Below are 22,409 nucleotides of genomic sequence, written 5' to 3' on the forward strand. Positions count from 1 at the left end.
GCACAACATTAATAAATCGGCATTAAGTCGATAAATAAGGAGCGCAACTTGGAAATCCGTAATCAAAAAGATTTTGGGGCTGGCTTGATGTATATAGTCATTGGCCTATTTTTTACTTACATGGCTACCCAATACCAGATGGGTACTGCCGCCAAAATGGGGCCAGGTTATTTCCCATTTTGGCTTGGCTTAGTAATGACGGCCTTGGGCCTCTTAATCCTAGTCAAATCATTGAGCGCTAAAGCAGCCATTGAAAAGATTCCTCCATTTAACTGGAGAATCATTGGTCTGATTACTGGCTCGGTTGTTTTATACGGCATCCTCTTGCCAACGATGGGTTTTGTTGTGGCTGTGTTTGTTCTGGTATTCATGTCAGCAAGCGCGAGCCATGAGTTCCACTGGAAGGGCACTTTAATTAATGCAACCTTCCTCATTGTGTTCACTTATTCGGTATTCGTTTTGGGTCTGAAATTACAGTTCCCATTACTGCCTTTCTTCTTACAACAATAACGAACCGGGATACTGAAAATGGACTTATTTGCTAATTTAGCCCTCGGTTTCGATACCGCATTTACTTTACAAAATCTCTTGTACTGCCTCATTGGCTGCGTCTTGGGCACTTTGATTGGCGTATTGCCAGGCCTTGGCCCAATCGCAACTATCGCGATGTTGCTGCCTGCAACCTACGCCCTGCCTCCAATCGCCGCTTTGATTATGTTGGCTGGTATCTATTACGGCTCACAGTACGGCGGCTCTACAACTGCTATTTTGCTAAACATTCCAGGTGAAACATCCTCGGTGGTGACGGCGATCGATGGATATCAAATGGCCAGAAATGGTCGAGCAGGCGTGGCATTGTTCACTGCCGGTATGGGTTCCTTCTTCGCCGGTTGCGTAGCAACTTTAGTGTTGGCTGCTTTTGCTGCTCCACTCTCTCAACTTGCATTTAAGTTTGGCCCTGCTGAGTACTTCTCACTCATGGTGCTAGGTTTAATTGGTGCGGTTGTATTGGCATCAGGCTCACTCGTTAAAGCCATTGGCATGATCGTGCTCGGTTTGTTAATGGGCTTGATCGGTACTGACGTGAACTCTGGCGTATCACGCTATGCATTTGATATTCCTGAATTGAGCGATGGTATTGGTTTCGTAGCGGTTGCGATGGGTGTATTCGGTTTCGCAGAGATCATGGGCAACCTTGAGAAAACGGATGAGGACGAGGGCTTCTTAAACAAGATGACCACCATGATTCCCACCAAGGAAGACGTCAAGCGCATGATTCCATCGATCTTGCGCGGCACTACGATTGGCTCCATTCTCGGTATTCTGCCTGGCGGCGGCGCTGCACTTGCTGCTTTCGGCGCTTACTCCGTTGAAAAGAAATCCTCTAAGTACAGCCATGAATTTGGTAAGGGTGCGATTGAAGGTGTTGCAGGTCCAGAGTCAGCTAACAATGCTGCCGCTCAAACCTCATTCATTCCATTGCTGACCTTAGGTATTCCACCAAACGCGGTAATGGCCTTGATGGTTGGCGCAATGACGATTCACAACATTCAACCAGGTCCACAAGTGATGACCAGCAACCCAGCTTTGTTCTGGGGTCTGATCGCTTCTATGTGGATTGGTAACGTGATGTTGATTCTCTTGAACTTGCCCCTCATCGGTATTTGGGTAAAGCTTTTGAAGATTCCTTATCGCTTTATGTACCCAGCCATTTTGGTTTTCTGCTGTATCGGTGTGTACACCGTGAACAACACTGTGTTTGACGTTTATGTAACTGCAGCCTTTGGCGTAATTGGTTACCTCTTCTTCAAACTCGGTTGCGAACCTCCTCCATTACTTTTAGGCTTTGTGCTCGGACCAATGATGGAAGAGAACTTCCGCCGTGCTTTGTTGCTATCCCGCGGTGATTTCACCACCTTCTTAACCCGCCCACTCTCCTTGGGATTGCTGATTGCAGCCGCCCTCTTGGTAGTGATCGTAGCCTTACCAGCGGTGAAGAAGACTCGCGAAGAGGCTTTCGTCGAAGATTGATTCTTCACACCTCAATAGAAACGAGCCCGCAGCAGTTTGCGGGCTTTTTCTTTATGGGTCGCGGGGTTTTCTCTACAATGTGGCTATGTCCCAAGATAGCAAACCCTCTAAAGTAGCCGCTGGCGCAGTCGCTGAGCCCTCTAACTTTTTACGTCAGATCATTGATCATGACTTAGCGAGCGGTGCTTTTTCCCAGCGCACCAATTTAGCCGGTGAAGCTATCCCCTCGATCATTACTCGCTTTCCACCTGAACCCAATGGCTATTTACACATTGGTCATGCAAAAAGTATTTGCCTCAATTTCGGTTTAGCAGCTGACTACAACAATCAAGCTGGTGGCGCGCGTTGCAATATGCGCCTAGATGACACCAACCCAGTGAAAGAAGATGTTGAATATGCGGACAGTATTTTGGATGCCGTTAAATGGCTCGGCTTTGACTGGGGCACACATCTCTACCATGCAAGCGATTACTTTGATCGCCTCTATGAGTTCGCAGAAATTCTGATTCAGAATGGCAAAGCCTATGTTGATAGTCAAAGCGCTGATGACATTCATACGAACCGCGGTAACTTTGGTCAAGCTGGCAAAAACAGTCCTTACCGCGATCGCAGCCCCGCAGAAAATCTTGCCCTCTTCCGCGAAATGCGTGACGGCAAATTTAAAGATGGTGAACATGTACTGCGCTTGAAGATTGATATGGCGCATCCGAACATTGTGATGCGCGATCCTGTGGTTTACCGCATTCGTCATACTGATCACCACCGCACAGGGAGCAAATGGTGCATTTATCCGCTTTACGACTTTACCCATTGCATCTCTGACGCCCTAGAAAATGTCTCTCACTCTATTTGCACACTGGAGTTTGAGAACAACCGTCCACTCTATGATTGGATCGTTCATTCCTTAAAAGAACTGGGCGTCTTCAAGGATCCAGTTCCTCACCAATATGAGTTTGCGCGTCTTAATTTGACTTACACCATCACCAGTAAGCGCAAGTTATTGCAGCTAGTTGAAGAAAAACATGTGGATGGTTGGGACGATCCACGTATGCCAACTATTGTAGGTATCCGTCGCCGTGGATACACACCTGAAAGTATTCGCTTATTTTGCGAACGTATTGGTGTATCCAAAGCTGATAGCTGGATAGATATGAGTACCTTGGATCAAGCCTTGCGCGATGATCTTGAGGCAAGGGCGCCCCGTGCGACTGCAGTATTGAAGCCACTCAAACTAGTGGTTGAGAATTTTGATGCCGGAATAAAAGAACCTTGCTCAGCACCACGTCATCCACAGCATCCTGAATGGGGTAATCGTGAATTTAACTTCACGCGCGAACTGTGGATTGAGTCAGATGACTTTATGAAAGAACCTATCAAAGGATTTTTCAGACTTTATCCGCCAATTGGTGACCAACCGGGTAGCCGCGTACGTCTACGTCATGGCTTTGTGGTTGAGTGCACTGGCTTTGAGACCGATGCAGCAGGCAATGTCACCCAAGTCAATGTCACCCATTTCCCTGATAGCAAGAGTGGCACCGCTGGATCGAATAACTATAAGGTGAAGGGCAATATTCACTGGATTAGTGCTGCTGAAGCCGTTCCAACTGAAGTGCGTTTATATGATCACCTCTTTAGTGATCCACACCCAGATAGTGGCGATAAAAACTTCCTTGACGCAATTAATGTCAACTCTAAAGAGACAATCACTGCTTATCTAGAGCCTTGCATGAAAGACGTTAAAGCAGAGGATCGTTTTCAGTTTGAACGTCATGGCTACTTTGTTGCTGATCAGACTGACTCTAAGCCGGGCGCGCCTGTATTTAACCGTACAGTCGGCCTTAAGGATTCTTGGAAGTAGTCTTCAGAAAGGCTGCTACGCTGGGATAACGCAGCGGGGTTTTCAACTCATGTAGGCGAGCGTTTGTTACTCGCCTAGACTCACGCATAAATGACCAAAGCATTGGGCTAACTATTTTTTGCAGCTCACTGCCCGACATACGAGGCGGCCTATTTAATCCAAATGCATCCGCCACTTCATCAAAATAATCACCCATTTTGGTTTCGCCACCATCGCAAGTGTTGATAACTCGCTGTGGCTTTCCGTGATACACCGCTGCACACACCAGTCGGGCCAGATCATCACTGTGAATATGATTTGAATATGCGTCTTCCTCAGGAAGCAATGCCGGGGTTTGGGATTGCAAACGCTCGATTGGTAGACGGTCAGCCGCATAGATTCCAGGAACCCGCAAAATGGTGACAGCAACGCCATGAGCAGGCCCCCATAAACGCAAGATCCGCTCGGCATCTACCCTTCTGTGAGCACGCTCACTTTGAGGACTTACAGGGGTTACCTCACTCACTTTAGCGCCCCGATGATCCCCATACACGCCCGTGGTACTGATATAGATGAGGCGCCTGACGGCATTGGAGCCTTGGGCTAAAATTCTAAGCAGGTTGCGGGTTCGGCAATCACGATTTCCTTGGTTTTGGGGTGGTGCCAAATGAATCACGGTTTGAGCTAAGCCGGATAGGCGCCATAAAGTTTCTGGATGATCTAGATTACCCAAAATTGGAATCGCGCCAACCTCCCTCAGCTCCTGAAAACGATGTTGCGAAGAAGTGAGTGCAAAAACACGATGGCTACGAGATAGCTGTCTTGCCACTCGAAGACCAATGTCGCCGCAGCCAATAATCAGGATTGAAGGTTTACCAAAAGATTGCATAAGTAACATCGTAACGATTTATTGAAAGGAATGAGAGTGTCTTATCAGGTCACGCTCAAAACGAGCGGCAAACAATTTACTGTTACCCAGGATGAGACTGTCCTGGAGGCCGCCCTTCGCCAAGGCATCAATCTTCCCTATGGCTGCAAAAACGGAGCTTGCGGCTCATGCAAAGGCAAAGTCTTAGAGGGTCAAATCACCCACGGTCAGCACAGTGAAAACGCCCTCAGCAGAACCGATGAAACTGCAGGGGGCATCTTATTTTGCTGCTCACACCCTCAATCAGACCTCCTCATTGAGGCCCGCGAGGTTCAAGGCGCAGGTGATATTGCCATTCGTAAGGTGCCATGCCGTGTAAATACCATCAGCAAACCTAGCAATGATGTTGCCATTCTCAAGCTACAACTTCCCGCTGCCGAGCGCTTTCAATTTCTAGCTGGCCAGTATTTGGAGTTTCTTCTAAAGGATGGGCAACGTCGTGCTTACTCGATTGCCAACGCCCCCGAACAAGAAGGGCCATTAGAACTCCATATTCGTCACTTACCCGGCGGGCTATTTACAGACTTTGTGTTTGGCGCAGTAAGCCCAGCATTAAAAGAGAAAGATATCCTGCGCTTTGAAGGCCCTCTGGGCAGCTTCTTTTTAAGAGAGGACTCCAAGAAGCCGATTATCTTTTTGGCTGCAGGTACAGGCTTTGCACCCATTAAATCCATCATTGAACAAATGCAGACCAAGAAGATTGAGCGCCCAATTGAGCTGTATTGGGGTGGACGTCGTCCAAGTGATCTTTACCTGAGTGATTTATGTAAAACCTGGGAACAAGAAATCCCAAATTTCAAGTACATTCCGGTGATTTCAGATGGTCTACCAGAAGATGCATGGCGTGGCCGCACAGGTTTTGTGCATCAGGCCGTGGTTGATGACCATCCCAGCCTCAAGGACTTTCAGGTATACGCCTGCGGGGCTCCAGCCATGGTTAATGCCGCCCGCGAAGACTTTTCATCCAAATGTCATCTACCTGAAGAAGAATTCTTTGCAGACTCCTTTACCAGCGCAGCAGATTTAGCCGCAAACTAAACTTCATAAAGTTAGATAATAGAAACCTCATTAGCCTTCATTCATTCCTTACCGCAAACCAGCATGAACAATCCAGCCCCTATCGATACCCATTCAGTGATGTTTATTACTCAACGCCCAGATGTGGTGATGGTTGAGGGCAATGGCTCATGGTTAACAGATAACAACGGCAAACGCTATTTAGATTTCTTGCAAGGCTGGGCGGTGAATTGTTTGGGTCATTGCAATCCAGGAATGATTGCGGCACTGAATACGCAAGCTAAGAAACTGATTAACCCAAGCCCTGCGTTTTATAACGAGCCCATGATTGGTTTGTCCAATCTATTAACTTCTAATAGCTGCTTTAATAAAGTCTTTTTTGCTAATAGTGGTGCCGAAGCAAATGAAGGTGCAATTAAGTTGGCTCGTAAATGGGGTCAGCTCAATAAAAACGGCGCCTTTGAAATCATTACGTTTGATCACAGCTTTCATGGTCGCACATTAGCAACCATGAGTGCCTCTGGTAAGCCAAACTGGGACACGATGTTTGCTCCTCAAGTAGCTGGCTTTCCAAAAGCAGATCTGAATGATTTGGATTCTGTTAAAAAGCTGGTGACCGATAAAACGGTTGCCGTAATGCTTGAGCCTGTTCAAGGAGAAGGCGGCGTCATCCCAGCCACTAAAGAATTTATGCGCGAGCTGCGTCAGTTCACGAAAGATAACAACATCCTTCTCATTGCTGATGAAGTACAAGCAGGATGTGGCCGTACTGGCACCCTCTTCGCTTACCAACAATCCGGCATCGAGCCTGACATCATGACCTTGGGTAAAGGTATTGGTGGTGGCGTTCCCTTGGCAGCCCTCATGGCAACTGATGCGATTGCCTGCTTTGTGCCTGGTGATCAAGGTGGGACCTATAACGGCAACCCATTGATGACTGCAGTAGGTATTAGCGTGATCGAACAGTTATTAGCCCCAGGCTTTTTAGATAGCGTTAAAGCTAAAGGTGAATTACTCAAATCCGAATTGCTCAAACTTTGCGCTGAGTTCAATCTCGAGGGTGAGCGTGGCGAAGGTTTGCTGCGCGCTCTCATGCTAGGGAAAGATATCGGACCTAAATTAGTAGAGCTTGCTCGTGATCGCGGCCCTGAAGGTCTATTGATTAATTCTCCAAGACCAAACCTCTTGCGCTTTATGCCAGCATTAAATGTCAGCGATGATGAAATTCGTCAGATGTGCAATATGCTGCGCGAGTTACTCAAAGAAACTGCTTAAGCTGTTTTGTGACAACTGGCTTACTCGCCTAAGTAGGCAGTGCGCACTCTCGGGTCTTGAAGTAGCTCTTGCCCCGCGCCAGTCAGCGTGATCAAACCACTTTCCATCACATAAGCCCGATCGGCCATCTGCAAGGCTAGTCGGGCATTTTGTTCGACCAAGAGAATCGTCATCCCATTTTTTGAGAGATTACGAATAACATCAAAAATGGTTTCCACCATGATGGGTGACAAGCCCATAGAAGGCTCATCTAACAACAAGAGCTTAGGCTCTGCCATCATTGCCCTACCCATCGCGACCATTTGTTGCTCACCACCAGACAAAGTGCCAGCAAGTTGCGAGAGACGCTCTTTCAGTCGTGGGAAATAAGAAAATACTTCCTCTAATTTCAAATTGATGGCTTTCGCATCTTTCTTTAAGAATGCACCCATCTGCAGGTTTTCCAAGATGGTCATGCGCTTAAATACGCCTCGACCCTCCGGCACAAGGCCCAAACCTAAGCGGACTAATTCATAGGCGGGCAATTGGTCGGTATTTTGATCAATAAACGCAATCACACCTGCAGCGGGCTTTAACAAGCCTGCTATGGCTTTGAGACTAGAGCTCTTACCTGCACCATTCGCACCAATCAGGGCAACCAACTCCCCCTGATTAACGTGCAGGTCAATTCCTTTGACAGCATTAATGCCGCCATAAGCTACTTTGAGATCTTGTACATGAAGTAAGGCGCCCATTACACCGCCCCTTGACCTAGATACGCTTTAATTACCTCAGGATGAACGCGCACATCTGCAGGTTTACCGGCAGCGATCACCTTGCCGTAATCGAGCACGGTCAAGCTATCGCAAATACCCATCACCAAACTCACATCATGTTCAATCAAAAGTATCGTTTTACCATCTGCACGGATACGGAGCAGCAACTCACGTAATTCCAATTTCTCGGTAGCGTTCATACCAGCAGCTGGCTCGTCCAAAGCGAGAAGCTTAGGCTCAGTCGCCAAGGCTCTCGCAATTTCTAGGCGACGTTGATGGCCATAAGATAAATTACGCGCTTGCAACTGCGCATAGTCACTCAAACCAACATAAGCGAGCAATGCAAGGGATTTCTCCCGAATAGCAAGCTCTTCACGCTTGGTTGATGGAAAGCGGAAGATAGCGCCCAGCAACCCTGCTTTAGAGCGGCAATGACACCCTACCATCACATTCTCAAGCACAGTCATTTCACCAAAGAGGCGAATATTCTGAAAGGTTCTTGCCATTCCAGATTGAGTCACTTGTGATACGGATTCTGGGAAGTAAGCATTGCCATCAAATAAAAAAATTCCTGAATCGGCTGGATATAGGCCGGTGATAACATTAAAGAACGTTGTTTTCCCGGCGCCATTGGGACCAATCAAACCAACAATCGAGCCATGGGGAACTTGTAATCCGACTGAATCTAAGGCTTGTACACCGCCAAAGCGCTTTGATACATCGGCTACATCGAGCAATAAACGAGCGGCCATTATTTGCCACCACCTTTTTGCCAAATACCGCCTGGGCGATATAGCATCACCAGAATCAAGGCTAGGCCGTAAATCAACTGACGAATCACTTCAACGTCTACGATCACGTGCCCAAAGAGTGCTTTTTGAACAGGTTCCGCAACACCACGTAGCACCTCTGGAAATACCGCTAACACAATCGCACCCAAGATCACACCGGGGATGTGGCCGATACCACCAAGTACTACCATAGCCAAGACGACAATCGACTCCCAAAGAGTGAAGGACTCTGGCGATACAAACCCTTGGAATGCCGAAAAGAATACGCCCGCCACACCGGCAAAAGATGCGCCAATTGCAAAAGCAAGTAACTTCATATTGCGCGTATTGATACCCATGGCTTTAGCAGCAATCTCATCTTCGCGAATAGCGACCCAAGCTCGGCCAATCCGAGAGTTCTGTAAATGGAGGCACACAATCGTCACTGCAATCGCCAATATCAAGAATAGATAAAACACTAAATACAAACCAGGAATTTGCACAAAACCCAGATCTAAAGGCTTTGCAAAAGAGATGCCAAACAGCTGAATAGGATCAATTGCAGTAATACCCTTAGGCCCATTGGTCAGATTTAAAGGGCGATCGAGATTATTCATGAAGATGCGGATAATCTCACCAAAACCCAAGGTGACGATTGCCAAATAATCTCCACGTAACTGCAGAGTAGGAAGGCCCAGAAGAATTCCAAAGAGTGCGGCCAAGATCATCGAGAAGATGGCTACCATCCATGGAGAAAATTGCATCCCCTGCGGAAGTGCGGCTGCGATCGTTTCAAAATGTTGGGGTAAATGTGGTGAAGCCAATAAAGCATAGCTGTATGCACCCAATGCATAAAAGGCGATATAGCCCAAATCCAAAAGACCGGCAAAGCCCACAACAACGTTGAGACCTAAAGCAAGGATGATGTAAAGCAGCGCAAAATCTACAACCCGCACCCAATAGTTGCCACCACTTGCACCCACAATCCATGGCAACAGAAGCAGTGCGAGAGCACCCAAACAAAAATAGGTAGAACGATTGAGATGATTTGCGGCAAGCTTCTTAAGCACGATCAGAAACCTTCTCACCCAATAAGCCAGTAGGGCGTAACACGAGTACCAGAATTAATACTAAGAAGGCAAAGATATCTTGATAGTTCGAACCAAAGACGCCACCAGTAAGCTCGCCAATATAGCCAGCGCCTAAGGCCTCTATTAAGCCCAGCAATAAGCCTCCCAGCATAGCCCCTTGCAAATTACCAATACCACCCAACACAGCAGCAGTGAAGGCCTTCAAGCCAGGAATGAAGCCCATATAAAAATGCACATTGCCATAGTTACTAGCGATCATTACGCCAGCCAGACCCGCCAAAGCGCCGCCCAACATAAACGTGATGGATATGACACGATTGGGATTCACACCCATCAATGCAGCAATTTGAGTTTGCTCAGCAGTAGCACGCATCGCTCTGCCAAGCTTTGTTTTTTCAACCAAAAACAATAGACCACACATCACCACTAAAGCAACAATGATGATCACGATCTCTTTACCGGTAATTGTTGCACCAGTAGCACCAATTTCAATTGGGATTGAGGGTAATAGTTGTGGATAGGTCATCGGATTGCGAGACCAAATCAACATCGCAATGGTTTGCAGCAAGATTGACATACCAATTGCAGAAATGAGTGGAGCTAAACGAGGCGCATTACGCAAGGGCCGATATGCAATACGTTCAATCCAATAACTCAGACCTGCGCAAACCGCCATTGTCACTGGCAATACGATCAATAGAGTAAGCCAACCTGGTAAATCGCTAGTTAAACTCAGAATCAAGCGCAGCAAAGACAGCGACACCATTGCGCCAATCATGAGTACTTCACCATGTGCAAAGTTAATAATTCCCAGCACGCCATAAACCATGGTGTAACCCAAGGCGATCAAGGCGTAGATGCTACCGAGCACTAAGCCATTGATGATCTGCTGAAGAAAAATATCCATGAGTGATTTGAATAAAAACTGAAGGGTACAAAAAAAGAGCACCGCATCTGCGGCGCCCTTTTAATGAATCTTACATATTGATGACGTCAAGAACTGTTTTCTTTTTGTCCTTGAAGTCATAGAGGGTAATTACCCCCTCCTTCATATCACCTTTGCTATCAAAGGCGATGTTACCGACTAAGCCATTCATCTTGGTGTCTGGCATAACTAGTAAGATCTTAGCTGGATCAGTTGAGTTGGCGCGCTTCATTGCATCTACTAATACAAATACAGCGTCGTAAGTAAACGGAGCGTAGATTTGTACATCAGAGTTAAAGCGCTCTTTATAACGCTTCTGGAATTCAGCGCCTTGAGGCATCTTAGAGAGTGCTTTACCAGCTTCAGAGCATGTGACATTCACTACTGCATCACCAGCCAACTCAGCCAGCTTCTCAGTACACATGCCATCGCCACCAACAATCTTGGCTTTAATGCCCAGCTCGGCTGCTTGCTTCACTAAAGGGCCACCGGTAGCGTCCATTCCGCCATACATGATGACATCAGGCTTACTACCTTTAATCTTGGTCAAAATTGCCTTAAAGTCAGTTGCCTTATTGTTACTTGCTTCACGTGTTACCACTTTCACACCGGAAGCTTTCACTGTTTTCTCAAACTCATCAGCCAAACCTTTGCCATACTGAGAAGAGTCGTCAACGATAGCTACCGTCTTGGCATTCAAGGTTTTAGCAACGTAATTGCCTAAAGCTGGGCCTTGCTGGGCATCAGTCGCAACGAGACGATACGTTGTTTTAAATCCTTGCTTGGTGTAATCGGGATTAGTTGAGGATGGAGAAATTTGAGTAATGCCTGCATCGCTATAGATTTTTGAAGCAGGAATGCTAGTTCCAGAATTTAAGTGGCCTACAACGCCGACCACTTTTGCATCTACTAATTTTTGTGCAACTTGCGTTGCTGTTTTTGGATCTTCTGCATCGTCCTCTGGCACCAGAGTGAGAACTACTTTTTTGCCATCGATCGTCAAGCCTGCTTTATTAATTTCTTCAAGCGCCAAACGTGCACCGTTCTCATTATCTTTACCCAAGTGAGCAATAGGGCCAGTTAAGGGGGCTACGTGGCCAATCTTGACCTCAATACCATCAGCGGGAACTGCAGCAGCTTTATCGCCACTCTTGCCACAGCCAGCCAAAATCAGTGCCGCCGCCGATAAGGCGATAGCAGTTTTCATAAAAATCACTTTTGATGCTTTTGACTTAATCATCTACAGCTCCTCGGTTATGAATCAATACTTCAATCGACTAAATTTTTAGGCAATGAGAATGTGACATCCTCTACTACCCCTGGTAAGGCACGCACACTGCGTGGCCCAAACTCTTGAATGCGGGAGACGATCGACTGCGCCAAACTTTCAGGGGCAGAGGCTCCAGCGGTTAAGCCTACGCGTTTTTTACCCACAAACCATTCTGGCTTCAGCTGCTCGGGAGCATCGACCATGTAAGACGGTACCCCCAACTTTTCTGATAATTCACGCAAACGATTGGAGTTTGAACTTGACGAACTTCCCACCACAATAACTACCTCTACTTGAGGCGTCATAAATTTCACAGCATCTTGGCGATTTTGAGTGGCGTAACAGATATCTTGTTTGCGAGGCTGGACAATACTAGGAAATTTTTTAGTGAGCGCTTCAACTATTTCTTTGGTCTCATCAACTGACAAAGTCGTTTGCGTCACAAAAGCCATTTTCTCTTCACTAGAAAATGACAATGTTGCAACATCAGCCACTTTTTCAATCAAGAAAACACCCTCTTTTACCTGCCCCATCGTACCTTCAACTTCAGGGTGTCCAGCATGACCAATCATCAGCACCGTGTAGCCATCTTTACACATCTTGACAACTTCAAGGTGCACTTTGGTAACCAAAGGACAAGTCGCGTCATATACCTGCAAGCCACGCTGCTCAGCTTCCTTACGAACCTCTTGCGAAACGCCATGGGCACTAAAAACCACAATGCCGCCCTTGGGCACTTCATGCAACTCCTCTACGAAGACTGCACCTTTACCACGCAGCTCATCAACAACATAAGCGTTGTGAACAATTTCATGGCGTACATAAATAGGAGCCCCAAAACGAGTCAGGGCTTCGTTAACAATATTGATTGCACGATCAACACCCGCACAAAATCCGCGGGGCTGAGCCATCAAAATTTCAGGGTGATCGACTGTGCTCATGTTTTAGAGAATGGCCACGATCTGTGCTTCAAAAGTGACTTCTCTTCCAGCAAGAGGGTGATTGAAATCAAACCACGCACCCTCTTCGTTGATCGATTGCAAAACACCAGCGTATTGAGCGCCACCAGGCGCATTAAATTCAATGACATCACCAGGATTGAATTCCGCATCATCATCGCGACCTTCTTTCAGCGCCTTCAAAGAAACCCATTGCACTAAATCTTCTTTGCGTTCGCCAAAACTTTCATCAGGAACTAGCAAAGCGCTTTTTTTATCGCCAACACCTAAACCCAACAACACTTTTTCAAAGCAAGGTGCAAATTGTCCAGAACCCATCAAAACCGTCGCAGGACGATCAACAAAAGTATTGATGTAATCCTCCCCGTTCGGCAAAGTCAGCCGATAGTTGAGAGTCAAATAGGAGTTAGGCAAAACGGTAAGCTTAGTCATAAGGTGATTGTATCTAGCCCTGCGTCAGTAGTGGATTCTCCGATCCCTCATTGGCCCAAAAATGAGCAGCCTCGAGAAAAGCTCAGACTCCATGGAGCCCGCTGTCTGACTGATCCAGAATTATTAGCCATCTTTTTACGGGTCGGCATCAAAGGGAAAAGCGCTGTAACCCTAGCCAAGGATTTACTACATTACTTTGGCAGCCTGCCACGCCTTCTGGCTAGTAGCCCAGAAGAATTTACCCGCATCCATGGCATGGGCATCTCCAAGTGGTCTCAAATCCAGGCGGCTCATGAACTAGTAAAGCGCAGCCTGGAGGATGGACTTTCTCAGAACGGCATTTTTTCCTCTTCCAGCCACGTTAAGGAATTTCTTCAAACCAAAATTGGGGCTCTTCCACATGAGGTCTTTTTATGCCTTTATTTAGACTCAAGGCTGCAACTCATTGAGTGTCAGGAGCTTTTTAGGGGCTCCATTACCCAAACCGCTGTCTATCCCCGTGAAATCCTCAAAGAAGCCTTGGCGAGGAACGCCAGCGCTCTGATCGTGGCACACAACCACCCCAGCGGGAACCCGCTCCCGAGTTCGGCAGATCAAGAGCTCACTAAAACCTTGTCCAAAGCGCTTGAGCTGGTGGATATTGCGCTGTTAGATCATTGCATTGTGAGTAATAGCGGATTTTTCTCTTTTACTGAGTCAGGCCTTATGAATATTGAACATAAATGATAGTAATTACTAACTTATAGTAATAATGAAGCACTTTAGCTTGTATATAGGCCGTTTTTCAGGCCCAACCCCCTCACTAAAGCTAATAAGGACTAGCCCAAAATCAGCTTTGACTGATACAATCTTCTTTTTTCGCAATTAATGGAGTTATGTCATGGCAAAAGTTTGCCAAGTCACTGGGAAGAAGCCGATGGTTGGCAACAATGTATCCCATGCAAACAATAAAACGAAGCGTCGCTTTTTGCCGAATTTGCAAAACCGTCGTTTCTGGGTTGAATCTGAAAACCGTTGGATTAGCTTGCGCTTAACCAATGCTGGTTTGCGCGTTATCGACAAGAATGGCATCGATGCTGTTTTGTCTGATCTGCGTGCACGTGGCGAAATTTAAGGAGCGCACAAATGGCTAAAGGCGGTAGAGAAAAAATCAAGTTAGAGTCATCAGCAGGTACTGGTCACTTCTACACAACTTCAAAAAACAAGCGTACTAAGCCTGAGAAAATGGAGATCATGAAATTTGATCCAACCATTCGCAAGCACGTTGCTTATAAAGAAACAAAGCTGAAGTAATCTACTTCACGCAATTAAAAAACCCGCTTAAGAGCGGGTTTTTTATTACCTTAATTTTTATTCAACTTAAGCGTATCGACGCAGTCTTAAAGAAAATTCGCGCAAGCTTGTGAGACCGCTATCTTCTGCACGCTGACACCACGAATGCAACTGTGACACCAACTGCTCTCTGCTTGCGCTAGAGCGGCCCCAGATTGCCTGTAGGTCACGACGCATCTCAATCATCTTGCGTAACTGAGCATTACTTGCCATCAACTCTTCTAGCTTAGCTTTCTCTTCCTCGCTTAAGCGAGACTCATCTTTGGAAAGCCAAGTACGAGCATCACTCAAATGAGACGCCAGAACCTGCATATGTTGTACTTCGTTACTAAAGAAGTTGCGCAATGTCTTGCTATAGCGCGCCATGATTTCGTAACGGTTTGCAATGATGGCTTCCAGCGTATTCTGATCAGCAGGACGCAGGTCACTCAACACTGGTTTAGGTGGAGTCTTCTTCACTTTTGCCAGACCGACTGCACTCATCATCTGAATGTAGAACCAGCCTATATCAAACTCGTACCACTTATTTGACAGCTTAGCGCTCGTTGCAAAAGTATGGTGATTGTTATGAAGCTCTTCACCACCAATCAAAATGCCCAAGGGGAAAATATTCCTAGACGCATCTTCGCAATCGAAGTTGCGATAGCCCCAAAAGTGACCGATACCATTAATAACGCCTGCAGCAGTAATAGGGATCCATAACATCTGGACAGCCCATACGGTTAAGCCAATGCCGCCGAATAAAAAGACGTCGATGATGAGCATGATGGCGACACCCTGCCAAGAAAACTTGGAATAGATATTGCGCTCGATCCAATCATCAGGTGTGCCGTGACCGAACTTATCCATCGTTTCTTGATTCTTAGCTTCATTTTTATAGAGTTCTGCGCCGCGCGAGAGAACGGTGCCAATACCCAAAATTTGTGGGCTATGGGGGTCGTCTACAGTTTCACATTTGGCGTGATGCTTGCGGTGAATCGAGGCCCATTCTTTGGTCACCATTCCGGTAGTGAGCCAAAGCCATAAGCGGAAGAAGTGTGAAACGATTGGATGGAGGTCTAAAGCCCGATGTGCCTGGCAGCGGTGCAGGAAGATCGTGACTGCCGCAATCGTAATGTGCGTTACAGCCAAAGTGAACAGCGTGATCTGCCACCATGACCAATCTAAATATCCATTGGCAAGCCAATTGAGGAATACATCAAAACCTGAAACTGTGTTCAAAAGGGAATCCCTAAAGAGGTCTAAAACTCTATTTTAGTTCTTTAGGGGCCTTCTTGTTTTTGACCTTAGTCTCTTTTTGATCGTCTTTTTCTAATTCAGGAGCAGGGGCGGCAGCCTTCTTCTGGAATACGGCTCCAAAAAAGCCATCAGTGCCGTGAATATGAGGCCACAACTGCCACCAAGGATTATCTGTAGAACAACCTAAAGGCAATTTATCCTTTGGAAACAATGGCTTAAGAACCTCAGCAGCTGGAACAGCCTCAAATTGAGGGTGTTTTGCCAGAAAATCCTCTGCAATTGCTTGGTTTTCCTGAGGCAAAAGGCTGCAAGTGGCATAAACCAAACGTCCACCAGGCTTAAGCAAGCGGGCAGCAGAGGCCAAGATACTCATCTGCTTCTGATTTAGCTCCAAGACCCCAGCTGGAGTTTGACGCCACTTCAGATCAGGATTACGGCGCAATGTACCCATGCCACTGCAAGGGGCATCCACCAGGACTCGATCAATCTTGCCAGCCAAGCGCTTGATCTTGGCATCGTTCTCGCTATCAATCCAAACGGGATGAACATTTGAGAGGCCGCTACGGGCCTGTCTTGGCTTTAAATTCGCCAAGCGACGCTCTGATGTATCAAAAGCATAAAGACGGCCTGTAGAGCGCATCAAGGCACCAATTGCCAAAGTCTTACCTCCGGCACCGGCACAGAAGTCAACCACCATCTCGCCACGTTTAGGGGCAAGCAAATAGGCCAAAAGCTGACTGCCTTCATCTTGCACTTCAAACATGCCAGCCTTAAAACCAGCGGTATTCTGCAACGCAGGTTTACCCATAATGCGCACACCATCAGGTGCATAGGGAGTTGGTATTGCTTGATAACGACCACCCAATGCATTCATCTGCGCCAGCAATTCTTCGCGATTGGTTTTCATGGTGTTTGCACGCAAGTCGAGAAGCGCTGGATGCATTAATGATTTCGCAAGCTCTTCACGCGTATCTTCACCAGGATATTTTCCAAAAGCATCCCACAACCATTCTGGCAAATTGTTGCGAACCAAGGGATTTAAAGCAGTAGGGTCAACGGTAGCAAATCGTTGCAGCCATTCGTATTCTCCAGCCTTGAGAACGTGAGCGAGGTCCGCAATTGCGCTCTCCGCACGGTTCGCAGAACCTAACCCGCCTTCCGATAGGGCGGACAGCAAACCCAATAGGGCTAAGCGTCTAGACTGGGAACCTTCACCGCTCACTGCAAATTGAGAGAACTCATTTTTACGACGCAAAATTGCAAATGCACTCTCCGCAATAAGTGCACGATCACGATTGCCGAGCTGAGGTTCAGCACGGAAATAACGACTCACTACGCGATCGGCTGGCTGCTCAAAGCTGAGCAATTCTGGAAGCAAGCGCTCTAAATGAATTGCATGTTGAGGCAATGCTTTGGCATTAGAAAAATTCTTTTGACCTTCGGGTGCAATGAGATTGCCGCTAGCATTACGTCGCTCTGGGCGGCGCAAGGGATCTTTAGATTTGGTTGCGTAGCTTTTATGTGGCGCTAATCTGTTGCCAGATTTCCGGGGTGGGCGTTCTGCACTCATAATTTAAAAAATTGCGACTCTGGGGGTTGTAACTTCACTTGATTACCTTCTATTCGCAATCGTCCATCAAGGAACCATTTTACGGCCCGCGGGTAAATCTGATGCTCGGCAGTCAAAACACGTGCCGCCAAAGTATCCGCATTGTCGCCAGCGAGCACTGGCACAGAGGCCTGGCAAATGATTGGCCCCTCATCTACCCCCTCATTTACAAAGTGAACTGTCGCCCCATGCTCCTTGACGCCAGCTTCTAAAGCCCGCTCGTGGGTATGCAAACCGGGGAATGCTGGCAATAGAGCCGGGTGAATATTGATCAATCGACCCTCGAAATGGCGAATAAAGCCTGGGGTCAGAATTCTCATAAAGCCCGCCAAGACCACCAAATCAGCCCCCAGTTCATCGATTTTCTGGATGAGGGCAGCATCAAAGGACTCACGCGAGGCATGCTCCTTGTGCTCAATAGCAAAGGCAGAAATACCCTGCGAGCGAGCAAAATCAAGACCCTTGGCCGCAGAGTGATTGGCTATAACCCCTGCAAACTTGACTGGCCATTGCTCTTTTTGAGCAGTTTTAACGATGGCCTCGAAATTTGATCCGCGGCCTGAGATTAAGGTAACGATAGAAAGCATGCCCACAATATAATTGATGGCTACCCTGAAAGCGATTTTGTGAACGTATTCCGTGGCCCGACCCAGTTTTCTGCAGGACCAGCTTGTGCCCTAAGCATCGGTAATTTCGATGGTGTGCACAGGGGTCATCGCGCCCTACTCAAACAGCTCGTGGATGGCGCCAAAGAAAGGGGTCTGGTGAGCTGTGTCATGACCTTCGAACCACACCCCAAAGAATTTTTCTCTCCCGAGCAAGCACCCCCTCGCATTCTGAATCTGCGCGACAAATTAGCGGCGCTATCTGAACTGGGAATCGATCGTGCAGTAGTCGAACATTTCAATACTGCTTTTGCGCGCCTCTCTCCCGACGAGTTTGTTTCTGAAATTATTGTTAAGCGTCTAAATGCTAAATGGATCTTGATTGGCGATGATTTTTGCTATGGCGCAAAACGTGCTGGTAATTTTGCAAGCCTTAAAGCGGCCGGTGAAAAATACGGCTTTGAGGTATCTAGCATTCAAACTATCTTGGAAGATGGTGAGCGCATCTCGAGCTCAGCATTACGAACTGCACTTGCTAATGGTGATATGACGCATGCAGAAAAATTATTGGGGCGTCCTTATGCCATTTCTGGTCACGTTATTCATGGACAGAAACTCGGCCGCACACTTGGCTTTCCGACTTTGAATTTAGCAGTTGCCAATCACTTGCATCACCGCAAACCAGCGACTACTGGCATCTTTACTGCGCAGGTTTTGGGTTTAAGTGATAAGCCCCTGCCAGCCGTAGCCAGCCTAGGCGTAAGGCCTACAGTAGAAGACGAAGGTCGGGTACTACTTGAAACCCATATCTTTGACTATCAACAAGATGTTTACGGAAAAATTATTACCGTTGAACTCTTAGAAAAAATTCGTGACGAGGCCAAGTATGACGGTCTCGATGCCCTAACAAATGCGATTGCATCCGATGCAAAGCATGCCAGAAATTATTTCCAGAAAAAAGCGTATGTCTGAAAAAGAAAATTCTTACCCCGTCAATCTGCTTGATACCTCATTTCCAATGCGAGGGGATCTAGCTAAGCGTGAGCCACAATGGGTTGCTCAATGGCAGAAAAATAAGCTGTACGAAAAAATTCGTGCGGCACATGCCAATCAACCAAAATTCATTTTGCATGATGGTCCTCCCTATGCAAACGGCGACATTCATATTGGCCATGCGGTCAACAAGATTCTGAAAGACATGATTGTGAAGTCCCGCTGGCTCATGGGCTTTGATTCTGCTTACGTACCAGGTTGGGATTGTCATGGGATGCCAATTGAGATTCAAATTGAAAAACAATTTGGCAAGAACCTGCCAACTGCGGAAGTACAAGCCAAAGCTCGCGCATATGCCCAAGTCCAAGTAGACAAGCAAAAGATTGACTTTGAACGCTTAGGTGTCTTAGGCGACTGGAATAATCCTTACCTCACCATGAACTATCGCAATGAGGCCGATGAAATCCGCGCCTTAGGCAAGATCTGGGAAAAAGGCTATGTATTCCGCGGCTTAAAACCAGTGAATTGGTGTTTTGATTGCGGCTCAGCGCTCGCTGAAGCTGAAGTTGAGTACCAAGATAAAACGGATCCAACGGTCGATGTCGGCTTTGCCTTTGATGAGGCCCAGCGCCCACAGCTTGCCAAAGCATTTGGACTTTCTGAGCTGCCAAACAAGCCCGGTCAGATTGTGATTTGGACAACGACCCCGTGGACCATTCCTGCCAACCAGGCAATGAACGTTCATCCAGAAGTTACTTATGCATTAGTGGATGTTGGTGACAAGCTTTTGATCCTGGCTAAGGATCGTGTGGAAACTTGTCTACAAGACTATGGTCTAGAAGGTAAAGTGATTGCAACTTGTAGCGGTGCTCAATTAGCAAACATCTCTTTCTGGCATCCGCTAGCGCCATTGCATGAAGGCTATAAACGCCTGTCCCCAATTTATCCAGCTGAGTACGTCACACTCGATACAGGTACCGGCATCGTTCACTCTGCCCCCGCCTATGGTGAGGAAGACTTTAAGTCCTGCAAAGCAAATCAATTGGCCGATAAAGATATTCTCAATCCAGTCATGGGCAACGGTGTGTATGCCTCTTGGTTGCCACTCTTTGCCAATGAATATATCTGGAAAGCCAATCCAAAGATTGTAGAAGCTATGCGTGAGGCGGGAAGCTTATTGCGCGATAAGATCTATACCCACTCATATATGCATTGCTGGCGCCATAAGTCCCCAATTATTTATCGCGCTACTTCACAGTGGTTTGCGAGCATGGATAAGAAGCCAGCTGATGGCAAAACTAGCTTGCGTGAGACTGCTCTAGCAGGTATTGATAGCACTGAATTCTTCCCTGCCTGGGGCAAGCAGCGCTTACACAGCATGATTGCCAACCGTCCTGACTGGACCTTGTCTCGTCAACGTCAGTGGGGCGTGCCGATGGCCTTCTTTGTGCACAAAGAAACTGGTGATCCACATCCGCGCACCGTTGACTTACTCGAAGAAGTCGCTAAGCGTGTAGAAAAAGGCGGTATAGAAGCCTGGCAACAACTCGAAGTTTCTGAATTACTTGGTGATGAAGCCGCTCAATACGAAAAAAATCGCGACACACTAGATGTTTGGTTTGACTCTGGAACAACGCACTGGCATGTGATTCGCGGCTCACACCGCAATGAATTGCTGACTGCTGCCGCCGAAACACCTAATGGCCGCTTGGCTGATTTGTACCTTGAGGGCTCAGATCAACATCGTGGCTGGTTCCACTCTTCCTTGCTAACTGGCGCTATGCTCGATGGCAAGCCGCCATATAAAGCATTGCTCACCCACGGATTTACTGTGGATGGTCAAGGTCGCAAGATGAGTAAGTCTGTAGGAAATGTCATTGCCCCACAACAGGTCGCCGACAAACTCGGCGCTGAAATCATTCGCCTTTGGGTCGCCTCAACCGACTACTCTGGTGAGATGACTATCTCCGACGAGATTCTCAAGCGCATTACTGAGAGCTATCGTCGTATTCGTAATACTTTGCGCTTCTTGCTAGCCAACCTCTCTGACTTTGATCCAATCGAACATGCGATGCCTGCGGAGCAATGGCTCGAAATTGATCGTTATGCAGTGGCGCTCGCCAATCAATTACAAGGTGACATCGAAGCGCATTACAAGGCTTATGAATTCCACCCAGCGGTTACTCGAATGCTCAATTTCTGCTCGGAAGATTTAGGTGGTTTCTATTTAGACATCCTGAAGGACCGCCTCTATACCAGCGCAGCAAATTCACCCGATCGTCGTGCCGCCCAGAATGCGCTCTTTCACATCACCAAGAATCTCTTGAAGTGGTTATCACCCTTCCTCTCCTTCACTGCCGAGGAAGCATGGCAATCATTACCGTATGGCTCAGGTAGCAAGCCTTCTGAATCCATCTTCATGGAAGAGTTTGGCGCTTTACCTGCCATTAACAATGCCGATGAATTGCTTGCCAAGTGGCATCGTATTCGCGAGATTCGCTCAGAAGTCACGAAAGCAATTGAAGTGGAACGCGAAGCTGGCAATGTTGGCTCATCCCTACAAGCCGAGCTCACAATTAAATTAGGCGATGTCGACTTTGCTATCTTGCATTCACTGGAAGATGACTTACGTTTTGTCACGATCACCTCAAGCGCTAATATTGAGTTAAGCAATGCGGGCTTAGAAGTTCTCGTGCGCGGCAGTCAATATAAGAAGTGTGGGCGCTGCTGGCATCACACCCAAGATGTTGGTGCCAATACGGATCATCCAGAACTTTGTGGGCGCTGCATTAGCAACCTATTTGGCGATGGTGATCATCGCTTGTTTGCCTAAATATTAAATTTTGATGAGCATAACTTTTTTACGCTGCCTAGCGATTGCCACAGTAACTCTGCTGCTGGACCAATCAACCAAGTGGCTAGCACTGAGTCACTTACAGATGGGCATACCAGATCAGGTACTTCCCTTTCTCAATTGGTTGCTACTGTTTAATCCAGGCGCAGCGTTTTCTTTTCTGGCTCAAGGTTCTGGTTGGCAGCGTTGGTTTTTTACTATTCTCGGTTTAGTTGCCTGTATTTACATTCTGATTGTTTTACGGAAACATCAAGAAGATCGTCTGCTTTGTGTGGCCCTGAGCCTCATTCTTGGCGGAGCCATAGGCAATGTATTGGATCGGCTGATGTATGGCGCAGTGGTCGACTTTATTGATGTGCACTATGCCCATTGGCATTGGCCAGCATTTAATGTGGCCGATAGCGCTATTTGCATCGGGGCAGTACTAATCATTTTCGGTGAATTGCACAAGTCATTTGGCAAATCCCCTCAATCCCATTAAGCTGGC

The 22,409-nt window shown here is 47.2% G+C and carries 22 protein-coding genes; 11 read left to right on the forward strand and 11 right to left on the reverse strand.

What is annotated here, in order from left to right; all coding sequences use genetic code 11:
- The first annotated feature begins 48 nt into the window (after positions 1-48).
- The 3 genes from FD961_RS07660 to FD961_RS07670 all read left to right on the forward strand — a co-directional run bounded on the left by FD961_RS07660 (position 49) and on the right by FD961_RS07670 (position 3,889).
- Positions 49-510: a tripartite tricarboxylate transporter TctB family protein gene (locus FD961_RS07660; RefSeq protein ID WP_215393346.1), complete on the forward strand. Its 462-nt coding sequence runs from the start codon at positions 49-51 to the stop codon at positions 508-510.
- Between the two features lie 18 nt (positions 511-528).
- The gene (locus FD961_RS07665) at positions 529-2,031 is read left to right on the forward strand and encodes a tripartite tricarboxylate transporter permease (RefSeq protein ID WP_215393347.1); all 1,503 of its coding nucleotides are present in this window, start codon (positions 529-531) and stop codon (positions 2,029-2,031) included.
- Between the two features lie 85 nt (positions 2,032-2,116).
- Positions 2,117-3,889, forward strand: a complete 1,773-nt coding sequence (locus FD961_RS07670; RefSeq protein WP_215393348.1) for a glutamine--tRNA ligase/YqeY domain fusion protein — start codon at positions 2,117-2,119, stop codon at positions 3,887-3,889.
- Here the strand turns inward: FD961_RS07670 and FD961_RS07675 are convergent.
- The gene (locus FD961_RS07675; RefSeq protein WP_371817148.1) at positions 3,870-4,766 is read right to left on the reverse strand and encodes an SDR family oxidoreductase; all 897 of its coding nucleotides are present in this window, start codon (positions 4,764-4,766) and stop codon (positions 3,870-3,872) included. The genes FD961_RS07670 and FD961_RS07675 overlap by 20 nt on opposite strands.
- A 27-nt stretch (positions 4,767-4,793) precedes the next feature.
- Between FD961_RS07675 and FD961_RS07680 the strand changes: the two genes are divergently transcribed.
- On the forward strand, positions 4,794-5,834 hold the full coding sequence (locus FD961_RS07680; RefSeq protein WP_215394399.1) for a CDP-6-deoxy-delta-3,4-glucoseen reductase: 1,041 nt from the start codon (positions 4,794-4,796) through the stop codon (positions 5,832-5,834).
- A gap of 63 nt (positions 5,835-5,897) precedes the next feature.
- A complete protein-coding gene (locus tag FD961_RS07685) occupies positions 5,898-7,088 on the forward strand; it encodes an acetylornithine transaminase (RefSeq protein WP_215393349.1) in 1,191 nt (396 codons plus the stop codon).
- A 20-nt stretch (positions 7,089-7,108) separates the two neighbouring features.
- Here FD961_RS07685 and FD961_RS07690 read toward each other — a convergent pair whose 3' ends face one another.
- The 7 genes from FD961_RS07690 to FD961_RS07720 form a co-directional block, all read right to left on the reverse strand.
- On the reverse strand, positions 7,109-7,822 hold the full coding sequence (locus FD961_RS07690) for an ABC transporter ATP-binding protein (protein ID WP_071466034.1): 714 nt from the start codon (positions 7,820-7,822) through the stop codon (positions 7,109-7,111).
- Positions 7,822-8,595, reverse strand: coding sequence for an ABC transporter ATP-binding protein (locus FD961_RS07695; RefSeq protein WP_215393350.1), 774 nt, complete (start codon positions 8,593-8,595; stop codon positions 7,822-7,824). Before FD961_RS07695 ends, FD961_RS07690 begins: the two co-directional genes overlap by 1 nt.
- The gene (locus FD961_RS07700) at positions 8,595-9,632 is read right to left on the reverse strand and encodes an ABC transporter ATP-binding protein (protein ID WP_251371356.1); all 1,038 of its coding nucleotides are present in this window, start codon (positions 9,630-9,632) and stop codon (positions 8,595-8,597) included. The genes FD961_RS07695 and FD961_RS07700 overlap by 1 nt, the downstream gene beginning before the upstream one ends.
- 43 nt (positions 9,633-9,675) lie before the next feature.
- On the reverse strand, positions 9,676-10,611 hold the full coding sequence (locus tag FD961_RS07705) for a branched-chain amino acid ABC transporter permease (RefSeq protein WP_215393352.1): 936 nt from the start codon (positions 10,609-10,611) through the stop codon (positions 9,676-9,678).
- Between the two features lie 70 nt (positions 10,612-10,681).
- On the reverse strand, positions 10,682-11,836 hold the full coding sequence (locus tag FD961_RS07710) for a branched-chain amino acid ABC transporter substrate-binding protein (RefSeq protein ID WP_371817170.1): 1,155 nt from the start codon (positions 11,834-11,836) through the stop codon (positions 10,682-10,684).
- Positions 11,837-11,898: 62 nt separating this feature from the next.
- Entirely contained in the window at positions 11,899-12,840 is a 942-nt protein-coding gene (gene ispH / locus FD961_RS07715) for a 4-hydroxy-3-methylbut-2-enyl diphosphate reductase (protein ID WP_215393354.1), read from the reverse strand.
- 3 nt (positions 12,841-12,843) lie between these two features.
- Positions 12,844-13,290, reverse strand: coding sequence for a peptidylprolyl isomerase (locus FD961_RS07720; RefSeq protein ID WP_215393355.1), 447 nt, complete (start codon positions 13,288-13,290; stop codon positions 12,844-12,846).
- Positions 13,291-13,293: 3 nt separating this feature from the next.
- Here FD961_RS07720 and radC point away from each other — a divergent pair, with 3 nt between their 5' ends.
- From radC to rpmG, 3 genes are all read left to right on the forward strand, one after another.
- Positions 13,294-14,016 carry a DNA repair protein RadC gene (gene radC / locus FD961_RS07725; protein WP_251371254.1) on the forward strand — a complete coding sequence of 241 codons (723 nt, stop codon included), beginning with the start codon at positions 13,294-13,296 and terminating at the stop codon, positions 14,014-14,016.
- 154 nt (positions 14,017-14,170) lie between these two features.
- Entirely contained in the window at positions 14,171-14,404 is a 234-nt protein-coding gene (gene rpmB / locus FD961_RS07730) for a 50S ribosomal protein L28 (protein WP_011903570.1), read from the forward strand.
- Positions 14,405-14,415: 11 nt separating this feature from the next.
- The gene (gene rpmG, locus FD961_RS07735) at positions 14,416-14,583 is read left to right on the forward strand and encodes a 50S ribosomal protein L33 (RefSeq protein ID WP_015421876.1); all 168 of its coding nucleotides are present in this window, start codon (positions 14,416-14,418) and stop codon (positions 14,581-14,583) included.
- A gap of 66 nt (positions 14,584-14,649) precedes the next feature.
- On the opposite strand, the gene FD961_RS07740 is transcribed toward rpmG, so the two are convergent.
- From FD961_RS07740 to purN, 3 genes are read right to left on the reverse strand one after another with little or no spacing between them, the layout of a single operon-like run.
- On the reverse strand, positions 14,650-15,843 hold the full coding sequence (locus FD961_RS07740) for an acyl-CoA desaturase (RefSeq protein ID WP_215393356.1): 1,194 nt from the start codon (positions 15,841-15,843) through the stop codon (positions 14,650-14,652).
- A 28-nt stretch (positions 15,844-15,871) separates the two neighbouring features.
- A complete protein-coding gene (locus FD961_RS07745; RefSeq protein ID WP_215393357.1) occupies positions 15,872-17,431 on the reverse strand; it encodes an RsmB/NOP family class I SAM-dependent RNA methyltransferase in 1,560 nt (519 codons plus the stop codon).
- Positions 17,428-18,057: a phosphoribosylglycinamide formyltransferase gene (gene purN / locus FD961_RS07750; RefSeq protein WP_215393358.1), complete on the reverse strand. Its 630-nt coding sequence runs from the start codon at positions 18,055-18,057 to the stop codon at positions 17,428-17,430. The genes FD961_RS07745 and purN overlap by 4 nt, the downstream gene beginning before the upstream one ends.
- 39 nt (positions 18,058-18,096) lie before the next feature.
- On the opposite strand from purN, the gene FD961_RS07755 reads away from it, so the two are divergent.
- The 3 genes from FD961_RS07755 to lspA are packed head-to-tail and all read left to right on the forward strand — an operon-like array spanning position 18,097 to position 22,403.
- A complete protein-coding gene (locus FD961_RS07755) occupies positions 18,097-19,047 on the forward strand; it encodes a bifunctional riboflavin kinase/FAD synthetase (RefSeq protein WP_215393359.1) in 951 nt (316 codons plus the stop codon).
- Positions 19,022-21,901, forward strand: coding sequence for an isoleucine--tRNA ligase (gene ileS / locus FD961_RS07760; RefSeq protein ID WP_371817171.1), 2,880 nt, complete (start codon positions 19,022-19,024; stop codon positions 21,899-21,901). Before FD961_RS07755 ends, ileS begins: the two co-directional genes overlap by 26 nt.
- A 13-nt stretch (positions 21,902-21,914) precedes the next feature.
- Positions 21,915-22,403, forward strand: coding sequence for a signal peptidase II (lspA, locus tag FD961_RS07765; protein WP_215393360.1), 489 nt, complete (start codon positions 21,915-21,917; stop codon positions 22,401-22,403).
- The last annotated feature ends 6 nt before the right edge of the window (positions 22,404-22,409 follow it).

Source organism: Polynucleobacter sp. TSB-Sco08W16, assembly GCF_018687455.1.
Classification (GTDB): domain Bacteria; phylum Pseudomonadota; class Gammaproteobacteria; order Burkholderiales; family Burkholderiaceae; genus Polynucleobacter.

Excerpts from the sequence above, each read along its gene's own strand:
- FD961_RS07720 (WP_215393355.1), bottom strand. The coding sequence starts at position 13,290 with ATGACTAAGCTTACCGTTTTGCCTAACTCCTATTTGACTCTCAACTAT.
- FD961_RS07705 (WP_215393352.1), bottom strand. The coding sequence starts at position 10,611 with ATGGATATTTTTCTTCAGCAGATCATCAATGGCTTAGTGCTCGGTAGC.
- rpmB (WP_011903570.1), top strand. The coding sequence starts at position 14,171 with ATGGCAAAAGTTTGCCAAGTCACTGGGAAGAAGCCGATGGTTGGCAAC.
- FD961_RS07695 (WP_215393350.1), bottom strand. The coding sequence starts at position 8,595 with ATGGCCGCTCGTTTATTGCTCGATGTAGCCGATGTATCAAAGCGCTTT.
- FD961_RS07710 (WP_371817170.1), bottom strand. The coding sequence starts at position 11,836 with ATGAAAACTGCTATCGCCTTATCGGCGGCGGCACTGATTTTGGCTGGC.
- FD961_RS07745 (WP_215393357.1), bottom strand. The coding sequence starts at position 17,431 with ATGAGTGCAGAACGCCCACCCCGGAAATCTGGCAACAGATTAGCGCCA.
- FD961_RS07685 (WP_215393349.1), top strand. The coding sequence starts at position 5,898 with ATGAACAATCCAGCCCCTATCGATACCCATTCAGTGATGTTTATTACT.
- rpmG (WP_015421876.1), top strand. The coding sequence starts at position 14,416 with ATGGCTAAAGGCGGTAGAGAAAAAATCAAGTTAGAGTCATCAGCAGGT.
- FD961_RS07690 (WP_071466034.1), bottom strand. The coding sequence starts at position 7,822 with ATGGGCGCCTTACTTCATGTACAAGATCTCAAAGTAGCTTATGGCGGC.
- purN (WP_215393358.1), bottom strand. The coding sequence starts at position 18,057 with ATGCTTTCTATCGTTACCTTAATCTCAGGCCGCGGATCAAATTTCGAG.
- ispH (WP_215393354.1), bottom strand. The coding sequence starts at position 12,840 with ATGAGCACAGTCGATCACCCTGAAATTTTGATGGCTCAGCCCCGCGGA.
- FD961_RS07675 (WP_371817148.1), bottom strand. The coding sequence starts at position 4,766 with ATGTTACTTATGCAATCTTTTGGTAAACCTTCAATCCTGATTATTGGC.
- lspA (WP_215393360.1), top strand. The coding sequence starts at position 21,915 with ATGAGCATAACTTTTTTACGCTGCCTAGCGATTGCCACAGTAACTCTG.
- FD961_RS07670 (WP_215393348.1), top strand. The coding sequence starts at position 2,117 with ATGTCCCAAGATAGCAAACCCTCTAAAGTAGCCGCTGGCGCAGTCGCT.
- FD961_RS07665 (WP_215393347.1), top strand. The coding sequence starts at position 529 with ATGGACTTATTTGCTAATTTAGCCCTCGGTTTCGATACCGCATTTACT.